The 16,941-nt window shown below is 49.2% G+C and carries 15 protein-coding genes and 1 tRNA gene; 12 read left to right on the top strand and 4 right to left on the bottom strand.

The window, feature by feature from the left end:
• Nucleotides 1-109 precede the first annotated feature (109 nt).
• Both FRZ59_RS19780 and FRZ59_RS11055 read right to left on the bottom strand, forming a co-directional pair.
• The gene (locus FRZ59_RS19780; protein ID WP_317127729.1) at nt 110-286 is read right to left on the bottom strand and encodes a tyrosine-type recombinase/integrase; all 177 of its coding nucleotides are present in this window, start codon (nt 284-286) and stop codon (nt 110-112) included.
• 7 nt (nt 287-293) lie between these two features.
• Nucleotides 294-1,154: a phage integrase SAM-like domain and Arm DNA-binding domain-containing protein gene (locus tag FRZ59_RS11055; RefSeq protein ID WP_317127731.1), complete on the bottom strand. Its 861-nt coding sequence runs from the start codon at nt 1,152-1,154 to the stop codon at nt 294-296.
• Nucleotides 1,155-1,453: 299 nt separating this feature from the next.
• Between FRZ59_RS11055 and FRZ59_RS11060 the strand changes: the two genes are divergently transcribed.
• Nucleotides 1,454-2,470, top strand: coding sequence for a PDDEXK nuclease domain-containing protein (locus tag FRZ59_RS11060; RefSeq protein WP_132129247.1), 1,017 nt, complete (start codon nt 1,454-1,456; stop codon nt 2,468-2,470).
• A gap of 419 nt (nt 2,471-2,889) precedes the next feature.
• Here FRZ59_RS11060 and FRZ59_RS11065 read toward each other — a convergent pair whose 3' ends face one another.
• Together FRZ59_RS11065 and FRZ59_RS11070 are read right to left on the bottom strand one after the other, a co-directional pair.
• Nucleotides 2,890-3,264, bottom strand: a complete 375-nt coding sequence (locus tag FRZ59_RS11065) for a hypothetical protein (protein WP_132129006.1) — start codon at nt 3,262-3,264, stop codon at nt 2,890-2,892.
• Nucleotides 3,265-3,935: 671 nt separating this feature from the next.
• A tRNA-Glu gene (locus FRZ59_RS11070) sits at nt 3,936-4,007 on the bottom strand.
• 266 nt (nt 4,008-4,273) lie between these two features.
• Here FRZ59_RS11070 and gap point away from each other — a divergent pair.
• The 11 genes from gap to FRZ59_RS11125 all read left to right on the top strand — a co-directional run bounded on the left by gap (nt 4,274) and on the right by FRZ59_RS11125 (nt 16,808).
• Nucleotides 4,274-5,275, top strand: coding sequence for a type I glyceraldehyde-3-phosphate dehydrogenase (gene gap / locus FRZ59_RS11075; protein WP_132129007.1), 1,002 nt, complete (start codon nt 4,274-4,276; stop codon nt 5,273-5,275).
• Nucleotides 5,276-5,288: 13 nt separating this feature from the next.
• On the top strand, nt 5,289-6,476 hold the full coding sequence (locus tag FRZ59_RS11080) for a phosphoglycerate kinase (RefSeq protein ID WP_132129008.1): 1,188 nt from the start codon (nt 5,289-5,291) through the stop codon (nt 6,474-6,476).
• 78 nt (nt 6,477-6,554) lie between these two features.
• Nucleotides 6,555-7,628 (top strand): NADH-quinone oxidoreductase subunit NuoH, encoded by a 1,074-nt coding sequence (gene nuoH / locus FRZ59_RS11085; RefSeq protein WP_132129009.1) that lies wholly within the window; start codon nt 6,555-6,557, stop codon nt 7,626-7,628.
• A 58-nt stretch (nt 7,629-7,686) separates the two neighbouring features.
• Nucleotides 7,687-8,250, top strand: a complete 564-nt coding sequence (locus FRZ59_RS11090; RefSeq protein WP_132129010.1) for a 4Fe-4S dicluster domain-containing protein — start codon at nt 7,687-7,689, stop codon at nt 8,248-8,250.
• Nucleotides 8,247-8,789, top strand: coding sequence for an NADH-quinone oxidoreductase subunit J family protein (locus FRZ59_RS11095; protein WP_132129011.1), 543 nt, complete (start codon nt 8,247-8,249; stop codon nt 8,787-8,789). Before FRZ59_RS11090 ends, FRZ59_RS11095 begins: the two co-directional genes overlap by 4 nt.
• Nucleotides 8,790-8,909: 120 nt before the next feature.
• A complete protein-coding gene (gene nuoK / locus FRZ59_RS11100; protein ID WP_132129012.1) occupies nt 8,910-9,215 on the top strand; it encodes an NADH-quinone oxidoreductase subunit NuoK in 306 nt (101 codons plus the stop codon).
• Between the two features lie 47 nt (nt 9,216-9,262).
• Nucleotides 9,263-11,320 carry an NADH-quinone oxidoreductase subunit L gene (gene nuoL, locus FRZ59_RS11105; protein ID WP_225975032.1) on the top strand — a complete coding sequence of 686 codons (2,058 nt, stop codon included), beginning with the start codon at nt 9,263-9,265 and terminating at the stop codon, nt 11,318-11,320.
• Nucleotides 11,317-12,936: a complex I subunit 4 family protein gene (locus FRZ59_RS11110; protein WP_132129013.1), complete on the top strand. Its 1,620-nt coding sequence runs from the start codon at nt 11,317-11,319 to the stop codon at nt 12,934-12,936. The genes nuoL and FRZ59_RS11110 overlap by 4 nt, the downstream gene beginning before the upstream one ends.
• 4 nt (nt 12,937-12,940) lie before the next feature.
• Complete coding sequence (locus FRZ59_RS11115) at nt 12,941-14,410, top strand: NADH-quinone oxidoreductase subunit N (protein ID WP_158640612.1); 1,470 nt, start codon at nt 12,941-12,943, stop codon at nt 14,408-14,410.
• A gap of 71 nt (nt 14,411-14,481) precedes the next feature.
• Nucleotides 14,482-16,371 (top strand): amidophosphoribosyltransferase, encoded by a 1,890-nt coding sequence (locus FRZ59_RS11120; RefSeq protein WP_132129015.1) that lies wholly within the window; start codon nt 14,482-14,484, stop codon nt 16,369-16,371.
• A gap of 32 nt (nt 16,372-16,403) precedes the next feature.
• Nucleotides 16,404-16,808, top strand: coding sequence for an EVE domain-containing protein (locus tag FRZ59_RS11125; RefSeq protein ID WP_132129016.1), 405 nt, complete (start codon nt 16,404-16,406; stop codon nt 16,806-16,808).
• The last annotated feature ends 133 nt before the right edge of the window (nt 16,809-16,941 follow it).

A 16,941-nucleotide genomic window follows, 5' to 3' on the forward strand; every position in this document is an offset into this window, starting at 1 on the left:
CGACCTCCCCGGGCATGTATTTCAATAAGCAGATGCTTCGCCGGTCTTTTCAAACGGTAAATTTTTGTTTCAGCAGTCGCATGTCCTCACTCACTTTCATATCCAGTATCTAAGCGTAATGCTGAGTGGTTTTCAGATTGGTATGCCCCAACATTTTGGAGACGGTTTCGATAGGTACGCCGTTAGTAAGCGCAACAGTGGTCGCGAAAGTATGCCGGGCAGCATGAAAGGTAAGAAGCTTGGTAATATCGCAGACATCGGCAATTTCTTTCAGGTAAGCATTCATTTTTTGATTACTGAGAACGGGCAGCACCTTGTCCTGATGAACGCATTGAGGATGGTCGGCATAACGGCCAATAATGGTCAACGCCGCCGGTAAAAGTGGAATTCGGTCCACGTAGACCAGTCCCGTATAACAGCAGAATAAAAAGATGTCCCGTACCTGGGCGAGTCGCTCGGTACAGAATTTTGGATGCGATTGCTTCTAGTTCGCTTTTGGTTAAAAACACCCGTTCGGTTGGTTTGGCTTTGGAGCGATAACGGAGAAAGGGGTTGAGCCGAAGCCACCCTTTGGCCAGACAATCATTAACGACTTTCTTTAAATTTTTGATGTATTTGGCCGCGGCGTTCGCTCCAATCTTGACCTCACTGCGCAAGAACTCAAAATCGGTGATAAACTCGTGATCAAGCCGGTTGATATCAATATCGGAGACATGATATTTCCATTGCAGGAAACTGTTTAAATGATTGAGGGTGGTACGATATCCTTTTAAGGTGCTTTCTTCAAAGCCGTTACCGATCAAGGCCCTTATTTTCCGGTTGTACTCTTGGAATAGTTCGAGCAATAAACGGGCTTTTCCAGCTTTTCCGGTAAGCTTGTTTTTGATGTTCTGTGCCGTGATTTCCGCGTTGCCTTCAAGGAGGGAACGATGGGTGTCCTGTACCTTTGCCAGCAGAATATCCAGGTAGGCGTTAAAGGATTTGGCGGCTTCCCGGGTTCCGCTCATGCGTCCGGACCGTGAATTCCATTGTTTTGGATCGCATTCCCTTCCGGTGGAGAGTTCGGCCGGTTTGCTATATACGGTAATGCGTAAATAAACGGGAACAGGTCCTCCCTGATAGTTTTTATGCGAAACCCTAAAAAATCCGGCGATTTGACACCAACAAAAAAGCCTGCCAACAGTTCATTTGCAGGCTTTTAAATGTTGTCTCGTAGCGGCAAGGGGAAATTTATCGAACCCCTTACCGACCTACCGGAGCTTGTCGAACGTGTGAAAAACAGTGATGAGCTTATCTATGGGGAGCAAAATCAAGAGTTGAAGAAACGTAGAAAAGGGAGAAGGCTATAATATGTTTAAGAGTCTGTAATCCCTTTTGCTTTAAACAATGAGTCGTTTAAAATAAATGGTTAACTTAGCAGCGCATACATCTTGAAACCACATCTTACTTGGAAATGAAACTGGATTTTGGCAATCATTATCAGGAGCTGCTTTCTGAAATAAAACAAGAATTTGAAGAAGGCAGGATACAAGTCGCGCGTGCCCTCAACGCGGAACTAATCAATCGCTATTTTGTTGTTGGCGAAAAAATTGTTCAAAGACAGAAAAAGTATGGGTGGGGCAAATCTGTTGTTGAACAACTATCCAAAGACCTGCAGGCCGAGTTCCCACGGAGAAGCGGTTTTTCTGCCAGGAACCTTTGGGACATGCGCCGGTTTTACAGCCAATATGCCCCTCACAAAAAACTGCGACAAGTTGTCGCAGAAATTCCTTGGGGTCATAATTTGCTTATATTGAATAAAACAACGGATATTGAAGAAGCCGCCTTCTACATCCGGGAATCGGCACGCAATGGATGGAGCAGAAATGTGCTTATGAACTTCATTAAAGCAGACAGTTATAGCGCGGCCTTAAAAGAAGGCAAACAACATAATTTTTCTACAACACTGCCCGTCCAATTGGTTGAGCAGGCAGAAGAAACTCTTAAGAGCGAGTACAGCCTTGAGTTTTTGGGCCTGGCGGAACCCGTGAGGGAACGTGAACTGGAAAATAAAATGATTGAACATATCCGTGATGTATTATTGGCGTTGGGCTATGGGTTTGCTTATATGGGCAACCAGTACAAAATTAAGTTGGGAAAGAATGAATATTATATAGATCTACTTTTTTATCACAGGCATCTTCAATGTATGATAGCCGTGGAATTGAAGGCGGGGAAATTTGAACCGGCCCATGCTGCACAGTTGAATTATTACCTTGAAATTCTGGACGACACGATAAGGCAGCCTCATGAAAACCCCTCTATCGGCATCCTCCTCTGTGCCGAGAAAGACCACCTTGAAGTGGAATATGCCTTGCGTGTTTCAAACAAACCAATTGGGGTAGCCGAATACAGTCTGACCCGTAACCTGCCTAAAACGCTGAAAAAGGTATTGCCAGAAGCAGATGAGCTTAAAGCGTTATTACGATAAGGTGGGAAATATTTCCGAAATTTTCTCAAGGATTTGCGGCGGTTGGCAGCTGACTATGCTTGCTCCAGACTTATTTCAAATTTTAATTTGGATTGACACTCCATTTAGCCTTTTCAGCCCACAGGGCTATCCATTTTAATAAAGAAGCCCTCAAGACAGCGTGAGGGCGGAAATCCGTAGCCCCAATGGGAAAATCTCGAACCGTTTCATCAAAGATTTGAAACGTTTAGCAGGTAAATGATCTGAGGCTTTCACTATAAATTTGTTACTGCGATTTCTCACCCGGCAACCGTGGGTAAAAAATGCACTTTCAGTTTGTTGTGGGAGCGCTTTAGTGCCACTTAGTGTTCTTGGAAGATAATCGGTTAAATGATCATATAAAGCATCTTCTATGTCATATTCATCTATTGGAGATTCTGTCAATGCATTATCGCAAGCATAAACGGTTTTCCAACTTTCCCATATCTGGCGGCTTTGCGCTTAATCGCATCGTGTAAAACGTTACCAAAGCCGCCAACCCGCGTCTGAGTTTCAAAAACACCGATATTTCGCTGGTCATCAATTCGGCTACGTTCCGGTTTGGGGATCAGGTTTATCTCTAGTTGAAAGTCAGGGTCTAAATGCTGAAATGCGGGTAGAGAGCTGAAGTCTCGGACTTTTTCCATATTAACATCATCGGGATTGATGAGATCGACCAATTTCTGTAACTCTTTACGAGCCTTGGAAAATGCCGAAGTTTTTTTGCCTTTAAACAAAACTCGTTTTAAGCTTAAATAAAAATTCGGACATTTCATTTCGTCGAGAAGGTCGTAGAATAAATGTTCCGTATTCCTCAGGGCCTTTTGCTCATCAGAAAAGCCATCCGTACTGATACATTCTAGGTAGAAAGAGCGATCAGCATCACTTATGCAAATCCTGACCGTAATCTTTATCCACGGAATTGACGTTCAAATCAGCCGGTAAATGGTGTCGAAAAAAAGCTGCTGAGGTATCTTCAAGTGAGTGATTAACGTGTCTAATAGGATATTTCATCGGTGATAAAAGTTTAATTGTTAAAAGAAAAACTGCATTCCAGACTGTCTTCAAAATGTACCTTGTAAAATAGATAATCCTGCGAATATCACAAAAAGCTCTGCTGCATTTTAAAACATCACTTTGGCCCCGCAAGGGGCCGCGCGTAAAAAAAGCCATTCCAACCGAACAAAATAGGCGCTTTGAAACGGGTTTTAGTAGTTTTATAAGGTTTTTAGTTGATTGTCAGCGCACTATTACCATGTCGAGCAAAATCCGCACAAAGGTCAAATGCGATTTGAGAGCGGTCAAAGCCCAGTATTTTTAACAATTTGAACTTTTCAATGAAGTCAACCTAAGAGGAATTGAACTAAAATCTGCGTTAAATGTTTCTAAGCCAGATCTAGATTCTGTAAAAAACAAAACCCGCTCTACGCATTGTAAAGCGGGTCCGTAGCCCATAGGGGAATCGAACCCCTCTTTCCAGAATGAAAATCTGGCGTCCTAACCGATAGACGAATGGGCCATTTGGCGTTCCAGCCTTGGGTTGGGGATCGGTTCTGAGCCGGTCTAAAACCCGTTGCTGACTGGGCTGCAAAGATAGCATAAAATCGAATTCACAAAAAATATTTTTAAAAAATAACGAATCAAGGGTTTTGAGGGGCGCCAACAACCAGGCTTGGCGGCGCGGAATTATTTTTGCCACACTAGACTTTATAGTATAAATTTGGCGGCGTGAAGGGAGCCGGGCGGAAAAACACCGGCGCCTGGTATAGTTAAATCGAAATCAAGGTGAAGATTGCTATAAATGGCTTCGGTAGAATAGGGCGAATGGTCCTTAGGGAACTGCTTCGCCGGGATGGAATAAGGGTTGCGGCGATCAATGATCTTACGGATACCGGGACCCTTGCGCATTTATTCAAGTATGATTCGGTACATGGCCGCTTTGATGGAGAGGTGCGGCACGATGAACGACATCTGTATATTGCCCGGCGCGACGGCAAAGAAGAGGTGATCCGGGTTTATTCGGAGGCGAATCCCTTGCAGCTTCCCTGGAAGGAGCTGGAAATTGACGTGGTAATTGAATCGACGGGGAAGTTTACTGATCCGCAGGATGCGCAGAAGCATCTCCGGGCAGGAGCGGGACGAGTGCTGCTTTCGGCCCCTCCCAAGGATAAGTCCGTGCCTACGGTGGTACTGGGGGTAAATGATGAAGCGCTTAGCCGGGATATGCCTGTTATTTCCAATGCTTCCTGTACGACGAATAATGTGGCCATGCTGATTAAGGTGCTGGACGAGCGCTGGGGGGTGAAAAGCGGCTATATAACCACCGTCCACTCCTATACGGGCGATCAAAGCCTGCATGACCGGCCGCACCGCGACTTGCGCAGGGCCCGGGCGGCGGCCACTTCCATGATACCCACCACTACGGGGGCGGCGAAAGCCATCACTTCGGTATTCCCGAAGCTGGAAGGGAAGCTCGGCGGGGCCGGGATCCGCGTACCTGTACTGAATGGTTCGCTGACGGATTTTACCTGCCGGCTGGAAAAGGATGCCAGCGTGGAAGAGATCAATCTTGCTTTCAGGGAAGCGGCGGAAACGGAGCTGAAGGGTATCCTGGAGTACACGGAAGATCCGATTGTTTCCGTGGATATCCTGGGTAACCCGCATTCTTGTATCTTTGACGCGCAGCTCACCTCTATTGTGGGCGATATGGTTAAGGTGGTAGGCTGGTATGACAACGAATCCGGGTATTCCGCCCGTTTGGCCGACCTGGTTGAAAAAATGAAATAATAAAATAGGACATATGAAAACAGTGGAACAATATGACTTCGCAGGGAAACGAGCCCTGGTACGCGTTGATTTTAACGTGCCTTTGAACGAGCAGAATGAGATAACGGACGATAACCGCATCGTGGCTGCTTTGCCTACCATCGAAAAGATATTGAACGACGGCGGATCCATCGTATTGATGTCGCACCTGGGGCGGCCCAAGGGGCAGCCTTCGGAAAAATTTTCCCTGAAGCATATTGTGAAGCATCTTTCGGAAACCCTGAACAGGAATGTGAAGTTCGCTTCCGACTGTGTGGGCGAGGAAGCCTTTGAATTGTCGGCCGGATTGCAGCCGGGCGATGTGCTGCTGCTGGAGAACCTTCGTTTTTATAAGGAGGAAGAGAAGGGGGATGAAGGCTTCGCGGAAAAGCTTTCCCGCCATGGCGATGTTTATGTAAACGATGCATTCGGCACCGCGCACCGGGCCCATGCTTCCACAACGGTGGTGGCTAAGTTCTTTCCGGAAGCCAGGATGTTTGGCTACCTGATGGCGGCTGAGCTTAAAAACGCCGAAAAGGTGCTGAACAGCCCGGAGCGTCCGCTTACGGCCATTATGGGCGGGGCAAAAGTTTCCGACAAGATCCTGCTGATCGAAAGCCTGCTTGACAAAGTGGATAACCTGATCATCGGCGGCGGCATGGCCTATACGTTTTCGAAGGCCTTCGGGGGCAATATTGGTAAGTCTATTTGTGAAGCCGATAAGCTGGACCTGGCCAGGGAGCTGGTAGCTAAAGCAAAGGAAAAAGGCGTTAACCTGGTTTTGCCGGTAGACTGCAAGATCGCGGACGACTTTTCGAACGATGCCAATACCCGTTATGCGAGTAACAGCGATATCCCCGATGGTTGGGAAGGGCTTGACATAGGGCCGGAGAGTATTAAAACATTCAAGGACGTGATCCGCGGGTCGAAAACAATCCTTTGGAACGGGCCTATGGGCGTTTTCGAGTTCGATAATTTTACTGACGGAAGCCGGCAGGTAGCCGAAGCTATTGTGGAGGCAACCCGTAACGGGGCGTTCTCCCTTATAGGCGGCGGGGATTCAGCAGCTTGTATCGCGAAATTCAATATGGACGATGATGTGAGCTATGTTTCCACAGGAGGCGGCGCTTTGCTGGAATACATGGAAGGCAAGGAACTGCCTGGTGTTAAGGCCATTGGATAAGCGTTATTAATTCTCTACTAAATCGCTAGATTTTACGGAAGCGTTCCGTAAGTTTGTAACGTTTCTAAATAACGTTGAATGGAGTTTTTTTCGGCTTACATCCTTGTCGCGCTTTGTGTGCTGCTGTTTACCGTAGTGTATGCACTATATGCCGTGTACGCTGAACGCAAGGTGTCTGCCTTTATCCAGGATCGTTACGGGCCAATGGAAACCGGCAAATACGGGCTTTTTCAAACAATTGCGGATATCACCAAATTACTTCAGAAGGAAAATATTACACCAACCGCTGCGGACAAGATCCTTTTTGTGGCGGCGCCGCTGATCATTTTCGTTTCTGTGTTCATGGGGTTTGCGGCCATGCCTTTTGCACCGGATATTATCGGTTCCGCGGCAAATATCGGCGTGTTTTACATCATTGCCGTGCTGGCGGTGGAAGTGGTGGGTATCCTGATGGCTGGCTGGGCTTCCGGCAATAAGTACGCGCTGCTGGGGTCCATGCGTTCGGTGGCCCAGATCGTTTCCTACGAAATTCCAGCCGGCGTGGCCATTGTTTCGGTGCTGATGATCTCCCAAACCCTGAACCTGCAGGAGATCAACCTGCAACAGGGTATCCTCTCGGCCGGGACCGTCGAGTTCCTGGGCTTTTGGGATGTTTCCGAAACGGGCGGTTTGCTGGCCTGGAATATTTTCAGGGCGCCTCATTTGCTGCTGGCTTTCCTGATCTATTTTATTGCTTCGCTGGCCGAATGTAACCGGGCGCCTTTTGATATCCCGGAAGCGGAATCCGAACTGGTAGCCGGCTTTCACGTTGAGTATGGGGGAATTCGATTCGGACTCATTTTCCTGGCCGAATATGCCATGATGCTCCTGGTATCCATGCTTGCGGCCATCCTGTTCCTGGGCGGCTGGAATACGCCTTTGCCGAATATCGGCGGGCTGGAACTGGCCAACTGGACAACAGGGAACATTTGGGGCGTTTTTTGGTTAATCTTAAAATCGTTCGGCCTGGTGCTGGCGCAAATGTGGATCCGCTGGACGCTGCCCCGGCTCCGGGTAGATCAGCTCATGAGTTTCTGCTGGAAGGTACTGATACCGGCGGCATTCCTTTGCCTCTTTATTTCCGGCCTTTGGCGATTGCTCGTCATGAATTAGACAGCTGCTCGTAATGAATTAACAGGAGAAAAGAATAATAAACAGGAGAAAGAATAAGTTGAAAGAGCGGAATGACATATGGAATTCGCTGATCACCGCCTGGAAAGGGTTAAAGGTGACGCTGGGCCATGCATTCCAGGCGGGAAAGCAGCGGAAGCCGCAAGGGGTAGCCGAAGATAATTACTTTAAACAGCAGGAAGGACTGGTAACGATCCAGTATCCGAGGGAAAAGATACCCGTACCCGAGACGGGCCGGTACCAGCTGCATGTGGAAATCGACGATTGTATTGTTTGCGACCTCTGCGCAAAAATATGCCCGGTGGATTGCATTGAAATAGATGCGATCAAGGCGGTGGAAGATATTGGAATTACCTCTGACGGCACCAAAAAAAGGCTTCATGCAGCCCGTTTCGATATTGACATGGCAAAGTGCATGTACTGCGGCTTATGCACGACCGTATGTCCTACGGAATGCATTATCATGACCGATACATACGATAAAAGCGTGGCCAATATGCATGAATTAACCTACCGGTTCTCAGAAATGTCGCCGGAAGAGGCAGCTGAAAAAAGGCGCATGCTGGAAGAAAGCAAAAAACCTAAAACGGATAATACGCCTTGACAGTCATTTTTTATATCCTTGCTGCTATTATGCTTTCGGCCGCCCTTTACGTGGCTGTCAGCAGGGATATAGCGCGGGCGATATTCTGTTTTTTCGGGGTGTTATTCGCCCTGGCCGGACTTTATATTTTTGCGCTGGCTGACTTTGTTGCCGTAACCCAGATATTGGTGTATGCCGGCGGCGTGGTGGTACTGATGATCTTTGCCCTGATGCTGACCGATAAGCAACTGCTGGAAGTGATCCGGAAGGAAGAAAAAACCGGCCCCCGCCTTTTCAGGGCTCGTTCTCTTCCCTCAATATTGCTTGCGCTGGGCGTATTAGCAGTTTTGCTCCAGGTGGCTGTCACCGTTGACTGGTCCGGCCTGCAGTGGCTCAACGAAGCTTCCGCAGCCGGGAACCGTGTCACCGGCAAGGAGAACATGGTAGAAAACGTCGGCATTAATTTAATGACCAGGTACCTGTTACCCTTCGAGGTAATATCCGTCCTGTTGCTGGCCGCCCTGATAGGAGCCGCCTACCTGGCCCGCGGACGAAAATAGGCCGGCAATTTTAGCGGGCCCGTACTGCAGGACCGGATTAGCGCGCTGGAAAAGCCGGACAGTGAATAAAAGCAGTACGGTAGCAAATTTGAAGTAAACAACAGAAACAGAAAACGATCAATGATCCCATTGTCCCATTTCCTGATAGTCGGCGCACTGCTCTTCAGCATTGGCCTTTACACCGTACTATCACGGAAAAACGCCGTGCTGGTGCTGATTGGCATCGAATTCATGCTGAACGCCGCTATTCTTAACCTGGTAGCTTTCGGCATGTACGACAGGATGGACAACGAAGGGCAGGTGTTTGCTATATTCGCCATTGTTTTGGCGGCGGCTACCGTGGCGGTGGCGCTGGCGATCATTATTAATGTGTATTCGCAATACAAGACCATTGATCCGGATAAGATCAAAGATATGAAATACTAACAGGGGAGGCAGCATTGACAACTTTTGCTTCAGCGAACAGTTCGCTCTTGTTTTTTGCACTAGCCGCGTTGCTATTGCCTCTTTTATCATTTATCCTGCTTTCCGTTTCCGGAAAGAGGCTTCCCGGCAAAGGCGACTGGCTTGCTACCGGCCTTACGGGGCTGTCATTTGTTGCTGCTTTGCTGGTTTTCATGGGTGTTTTTCAAAGTGATGCTCCCCATACATCGCTTCTGTTCAAGCTCGAATGGTTCAGGATCGGCAATACTACGATAGAAGCCGGGATTACCCTGGATAACCTTTCGGTATTGATGCTGGGCCTGGTGACGTTTATTTCGCTGCTGGTGCATATTTACTCGATGGCCTACATGAAGGGCGACCCTAGGTACCATCGTTACTGGCCTTATCTTAGCCTTTTTGTTTTTTCTATGCTGGGGCTGGTATTGTCAGGCAACCTGCTGATCACTTATATGTGCTGGGAGCTGGTGGGTGTGGCTTCTTACCTGATGATCGGGTTTTGGTTTGAACGGCCAAAGGCTGCGCTGGCCAGTCAAAAATCTTTTATTATTAACAGGCTGGGGGATATCGGCTTTCTAGTCGCGCTAATGTCCCTGTTCAGCCTCGCGGGCACATTTGATATCCAGGCCCTGAACCAGCAGATCGGAGACGCACTGAGGCAGGCTGCTGCCGCGCTCCCGCTTTCAGATACAGCAGATGCTGCCGGAGCTATTTCCGGCACAGCAGACGTCAGGATCTATATTGCCGCTGCCGGCCTGACGCTTGCCGCTTTTGCGAAATCGGCGCAATTCCCGCTGCATACCTGGCTGCCTGATGCGATGGAAGGGCCTACCTCGGTTTCTTCGCTCATTCATGCGGCTACCATGGTGGCGGCCGGGGTGTTTTTGCTGGCCAGGATGTTCCCGTTATTCCCGGGAGAATTGCTGGACGTAATTGCGGTAGCGGGTACGTTTACCGCTTTCCTGGCAGCAACTGTCGCGCTTGTTCAATTCGATATTAAAAAAGTGCTTGCCTATTCCACCATTTCCCAGCTCGGTTTTATGATGCTGGGGATAGGTACCGGCCATTACGAGGCAGCGATCTTCCACCTGGTGACGCACGCTTTTTTTAAATGCCTGCTCTTTTTAGGAGCGGGTGCGGTGATCCACCATATCCACGAGGTGAAACATCATCATAACCTGGAGATTGGCGAGCAGGATATGCGGATCATGGGAGGTTTGCGAAGGGAAATGCCGCTGACGTTCTGGGTATATACCCTCGCTGCCGCGGCGCTGGCAGGGCTTCCATTTTTCTCCGGCTTTCTTTCCAAGGAAATGATCCTGCTGGGATCCTTCGGATGGGCCCTTGAAAAAGGCGGGTTTTGGTTGCTGATCCCGCTTTCTGCGGTGGCCACTTCCCTGCTTACCGCCTGGTACATCGGGCGGCAGTGGAGCCTGGTGTTTATGGGTAAGAGCCGTACCCCGGCCCTTGCGCATGTGAAGGAGGGTAATTTAAAAATGAAAATCCCTATGGCGGTGCTGGGCGTATTTACCTTGTTTATCTGGTTTTCGCTGAATCCCTTCAGTACGTCGGATATTGCGCTTGCGGGAGCTTTTTCTGCAAACAATACGGCCGCCCTTCTTCAGGGTGTTCCCGGAATTATTACCTGGGGGCTGTTGCTGCTTGCCCTGGTGGGGCTTCCGGCGGTATTGTATACTGCTTTCCGCGGATTTTCCATGAAGGCTCAATTCCGGGAGAAGGAAAGCGGCCTGGAGAACTTTCTTTCCCGCGGCTGGTACCTGGATCCCGTTTATAACGCTATTTTTGTGAGGCCCGTCCTTTGGCTGGGAAACAGTATGCAGGCGATCGATAAAAAACTTGTTGACGGCTTTTTGCACTTGCTGGAACGCCTGGTCAGAAGCTTATCTAAAGTGGCAGCCTGGCTGGATAAAGTGATTGTGGATGGCCTGGTGAACGCCATCGGCGGCAGGGCCCGCTCGCTGGGCGATTTTTTCCGCGGCTTTCAGACAGGGCGGGTACAGCAGTATATGGCCCTGGCGGTTTTCGGTTTAATGATTTTATACCTTATCAAGATAGTATTGGATAAATGAACTGGCTTTCGATCATTATATTTTTGCCCGTAGTATTCCTTGTGCTGATTTTGCTGTTGCCGGCGCGATTCAGGGAATGGTACCGCTATATTACCCTGGGAACAGCTCTTTTGCAGGCAGGGATTGCCTGTATTATTTATATGGGTTTTGACCGGCAGGCGGCAGGGGCGGATCAATTCCAGTTCGTGGAAAAGATCCCCTGGATCCATCTTAGCCTGGGCAACCTGGGAAAGCTGGAGATCGATTATTTCCTTGGGATAGACGGTCTAAGCGCCCCCTTGCTCATTCTTTCGGCCATTGTCATGGTGGCGGCCGCCATTTCATCCTGGGAGATCAAGGATAACCTGAAAGGCTATTTTACCCTGTTCCTTTTAATGGATGCGGCGATTATGGGCGTGTTCTGCGCGCTTGATTTTTTCCTGTTTTACGTGTTTTACGAACTCATGCTGCTTCCTCTTTACTTTCTGATAGGCATGTGGGGCGGGCCGCGACGAGAATATGCGGCGCTTAAATTCTTCCTGTATACGCTTTTTGGTTCGGTATTCATGCTGTTGGTGATCGTGGGGCTGTACTTTTCGGTAAAGGATCCTGTGAGCGGCGCCTATACCTTCAATATGCTGCACATGATGAACGCGGCCAATTTTGTAGAAGGGGCCGTTTTCAGCCCGGATGCCGTACATACTATTCTTGGAGTGCCTGCCCGTCTGCTTGGATTTGCCGTTATTTTTATCGCCTTTGCCATTAAGGTGCCGGTGGTACCTTTTCACACCTGGCTGCCTGATGCCCACGTGGAAGCGCCGACTCCCATTTCCATTATCCTTGCCGGCCTTCTCCTGAAGATAGGAGGCTATGGTATCCTGAGGCTCTGCTTTGGCATATTTCCGGACGCGGCCGTGCATTTCAGCTGGTTTATCGGGATGCTGGGCGTGATCTCTATTTTGTACGGTGCCCTGAATGCATTGGCAATGAAGGACCTGAAAAAGATGATCGCCTATTCTTCGGTGTCGCATATGGGATTTGTACTGTTGGGTTTCGCCTCCTTTACCACGGAAGGTACCTCGGGCGCGGTGCTGCAGATGGTGAGCCACGGTATTCTTTCCACCATGCTGTTCTTCCTGGTGGGCGTGATCTATAACCGGGTACACGACCGCTTTATACCTAATTTCAGGGGATTGGCAACGCATATGCCTAGTTACACCGCCTTTGTGATGATCGCTTTTTTCGCCTCCCTGGGGCTTCCCGGTTTTTCCGCTTTTATCGCTGAAGCCTTTACCCTGATCGGGACGTTTAATTCCGAAAGTGTGAATGACCTGCTTCCCCGCTGGATGGCTATCGCGGGATCCCTGGGAATATTGCTGAGCGCCGCTTATTTCCTCTGGACGCTTCAACGCATGTTCTTTGGCACCACCCGTTTCAAGGGCGGTCCGGCATGGAGTACACAGCTGGCCGACCTGCGGCCCTCGGAATGGGCTTTGCTGCTGCCGATGGCGCTGCTTTCTCTGACGCTGGGAATTTTCCCCTCGCTCTTTTTTGATCTCAGTAACGCTACCCTGGCCGCTATGGTACAGGAGCTTTATGAAACCGGCCTGCAGCAGCTTAATACCCTTCAATATTAGTCGAATGAAGGAATTGCTTCCCTATATCAATAAAAGCGTGGAAGAAGTGCTGGGCAGCCTTAGCTTCTTCCTGCCTGAACTGCTGCTGGGAGTGTTGTTTCTTTTGCTTATCCTTATTGACCTGTTCTTGGGGAAAAAGTTCAAGAACAGCTCTCCGCTGATCGCTTTCGCGGGAATTCTGATAATCACTTTGCTTACCCTGCCGCAGTTTGAACATGCCGGTGAGGTTTTTTTCGGGGGAATGCTTCACCTTACTACATTTTCCCTTTTATTAAAAGTACTCTTCGGCCTGGGCATGCTCTTTATCATTGCCTTCGGCGTCCGTGATTTCCCGATACGGCATAATGAAAAAGGCTGGGGCGACTATTTTTCTTTATTAGCTGCTGTGCTGCTGGGCCTGAATCTTATGGTAATGGCCGGTAACCTGCTCATGGTTTTCCTTTCCATCGAAATGGTGTCGATCTGTTCTTATATCCTTGTCGGGTATACGACCCGCGAACGGCTTCCTGCCGAAAGCGCTATGAAGTACGTCCTTTTCGGCGCGGTGTGTTCCGCGGTCATGTTATACGGCATCTCGCTGCTGTACGGCTTAACAGGGACCCTTCAGCTGAATAGCGACTTTGCCGCCAGCCTTGCTTCCGCTGCCCCCCTTGCAGTAAGCATGGCCGTTTTTACCACACTGGCAGGTTTTGGTTTCAAGCTGTCTATGTTTCCCTTGCATTTCTGGGTGCCTGATGTGTATGAAGGCAGCACCAATTCTGTGCTGGCCTTTTTATCGACGCTGCCAAAAGCCGCCGGGGCGGGCATTCTTATCCAGTTTATGCACGCGACTTACGGCTTTGATTGGGAAACCTGGCTGGCCGTATTTTCGATAATCACCATGACCATCGGCAATTTTCAGGCACTCTGGCAGGACAACCTGAAGCGTATGCTGGCGTATTCCTCCATTGGCCACTCCGGTTTCCTCCTGATGGGATTAGCGGCTTTTTCTCAAACCGGCGAAAAGGCGGTGTTTTACTACCTGGTGATCTATACCCTGGCCAATATCGGCGCCTTCGTGATCATTGGCCTCCTGGCGGGTATTCTGCATAGCGAAAACGTGAACTCCTACAAAGGCCTTGGATTTAAGATGCCGGTAGTGTCGGTTTGTTTCGTGGTCCTGTTGATGAGCCTGATCGGTATCCCGCCCGCGGGCGGTTTTGTTGCCAAATTCCTCATGTTCTCGGCCGCCTATGAAGGGTATACTGTAAATGGAAACGTCCTGTTTATCCTGATGCTGATAGCGGGCGCGGTCAATACAGTCGTCGCCTTGTTCTATTACCTGAAGATACCGCTTAACCTTTTCTTGCGAAAAAACGAGGGCATCGTAGTCATGGCCCGGCAGCACCTGCTGCTTAAGCTGGTCATTGTCACGCTTACCGTACTGACCGTAATCCTGGGCATTTTCCCGGAGGCGGTAATGCGGTACTTTTAAGGATAAACTTTCTCAGCAAAAGGATGTTATACCGTTAAGAAATTCATAACTTTGCATTTTAGATAGCGCGAATGAGTGAGCAGATAAAACACGAATGCGGAATAGCCCTGATCCGCTTGCTGCGACCCCTTGATTACTACCACCAGAAATACGGAACAGCATTATACGGGTTGAATAAGCTGTATCTTCTGATGGAAAAGCAGTACAACCGGGGGCAGGATGGTGCAGGTATTGCGACTATTAAACTGGACATGCCTCCCGGCCAGCGGTATATCAGCCGCTACCGCTCCATGGCCCCGCGGGCGGTTACCGACATTTTTGAATATGTTCGCAAAAAGTTTGACGGCGTAAGGGCGCTTGACCCTAACCTGATGAATGATTGCGACTGGCTGAAAAATAACGTGGCGTTTATCGGCGAGGTGCTGATGGGGCATCTCCGGTACGGCACGCATGGAAAGAACAGCATTGAAAAGTGCCATCCCTTCCTGCGCCAGAACAACTGGATGACCCGCAACCTGGTGCTTTCCGGGAATTTTAATATGACCAACGTGGATGAGCTGCTGGAAACCTTGTACGAACTGGGGCAGCATCCCAAAGAAAAAGCGGACACCGTAACGGTGCTGGAAAAGATAGGCCATTTCCTCGATGTGGAAAACCAGGCTTTATTCGACCATTTCAAGACGAAGGGCTACGATAATCCTACTATTTCGAAACTCATTGCCGAACATATGGACGTTGCCGAAATTCTCCGCCGCTCGGCAAAGGATTTCGACGGGGGCTATTCCATTCAGGGAATGTTCGGGCATGGCGATGCCTTTGTGCTTCGTGACCCTTCCGGCATTCGGCCGGCTTACTACTACCAGGACGACGAAATAGTGGTAGTGGCCTCTGAACGGCCGGCCATCCAGGCAGCCTTCAATGTAAAATTTCAAGATCTGCATGAAGTAAAGCCCGGACACGCACTCATCATCAAGAAAAACGGCAGCATTACAGAGAAGCAGATCCGCGAGCCGCTGGAACGCAAATCCTGTTCTTTTGAACGTATTTATTTCTCAAAGGGAAGCGATACGGAAATTTACCAGGAGCGGAAGATGCTTGGTAAGCTGCTGGTACCCCAGGTGCTGGACGCCGTGGGCCATGACCTGAAGCATACGGTTTTTTCCTACATTCCCAATACGGCGGAAGTGGCCTTTTACGGGATGAAGGAAGGGATCAAGGAATACATCCGGGATACACAGAAGCGAAAGCTGAAGAATGCGGCCGAACTGAGCGCGCAGCAGATCGATGAGATCCTTAACATGTCTGCCCGCATTGAAAAGATCCCGATCAAAGACACGAAATTACGGACCTTTATTACCCAGGATTCGGACCGGAACGAATTGGTAAATCATACCTATGATGTTACCTACGGGGTGGTTGAGCCTGGTGTGGACACCATCGTGGTGCTGGATGATTCCATTGTCCGGGGAACTACCCTCCGCCAAAGCATTCTACGGATGCTTGACCGGCTGGAGCCGCGCAAGATCATTATTGTTTCCTCGGCCCCCCAGATCCGTTACCCCGACTGTTACGGCATTGATATGTCCAGGATGGGCGAATTCGTCGCTTTCCAGGCTATGATGTCCCTGGCGGACGATGAACTGGTAGAACGGGTATATGAAAAATGCAAGACACAGGATGAACTCCCGCGGTCCGCAATCACGAATTACGTGAAAGAGTTGTACGATCAGTTCAGTTACGAAGAGATTTCCCGGCAGATCACCAGCATTGTTACTCCTCCGGATCTGAACGCTGAATTAGAGGTGATCTACCAAACGCTGGACGGCCTCCATAAGGCCTGCCCGCTGAATGCCGGCGACTGGTATTTCTCAGGCGACTACCCGACCCCCGGAGGAAACCGGGTGGTAAACAGGGCCTTTATGTATTACGTAGAAGGCAAAAACCAACGCGCTTATCTATAATTCCGAAACAACCTAAAATACTACACAAACCAATGCAGTACTGGCTGGTTAAATCCGAACCATTCAAATATCCCTGGGAACAATTACTTAAAGACAAACGCACCTTCTGGGACGGCGTCCGAAACTACCAGGCCCGCAACAACCTGCAGGCCATGAAAAAAGGCGACCAGGTATTCTTTTACCACAGCAACGAAGGAAAAGAAATCGTGGGCATCGCTAAAGTAGTCAAAGAAGCCTACCAGGACCCCACTACCGACGATACGCGGTGGGTAGTAGTGGATATCGCTCCCGTAAAGCCACTAAAAAAGCCTGTCGGGCTTGATCTGATCAAGACGGATGAACAATTGCAGGACATCGCCCTCGTCCGCCAGGGCCGCCTCTCCGTAATGCCCTTAAAAAAAGAAGAATTCGACCGGATTCTGTTGCTTTCGCAATAGTTGCTTCGCAACAGTTTAAGGTTTAAAGTTTTTAGTTCAAAGTTTGTAATTAGAAGTTTCTTCGCAACAGTCTAAGGTTTATAGCTTGTAATTCAGAGGTGAAGCGCTCGTTTTGACCTTAAATCTGAAACTT

The organism is Anseongella ginsenosidimutans (assembly GCF_008033235.1).
GTDB classification, from domain to species: domain Bacteria; phylum Bacteroidota; class Bacteroidia; order Sphingobacteriales; family Sphingobacteriaceae; genus Anseongella; species Anseongella ginsenosidimutans.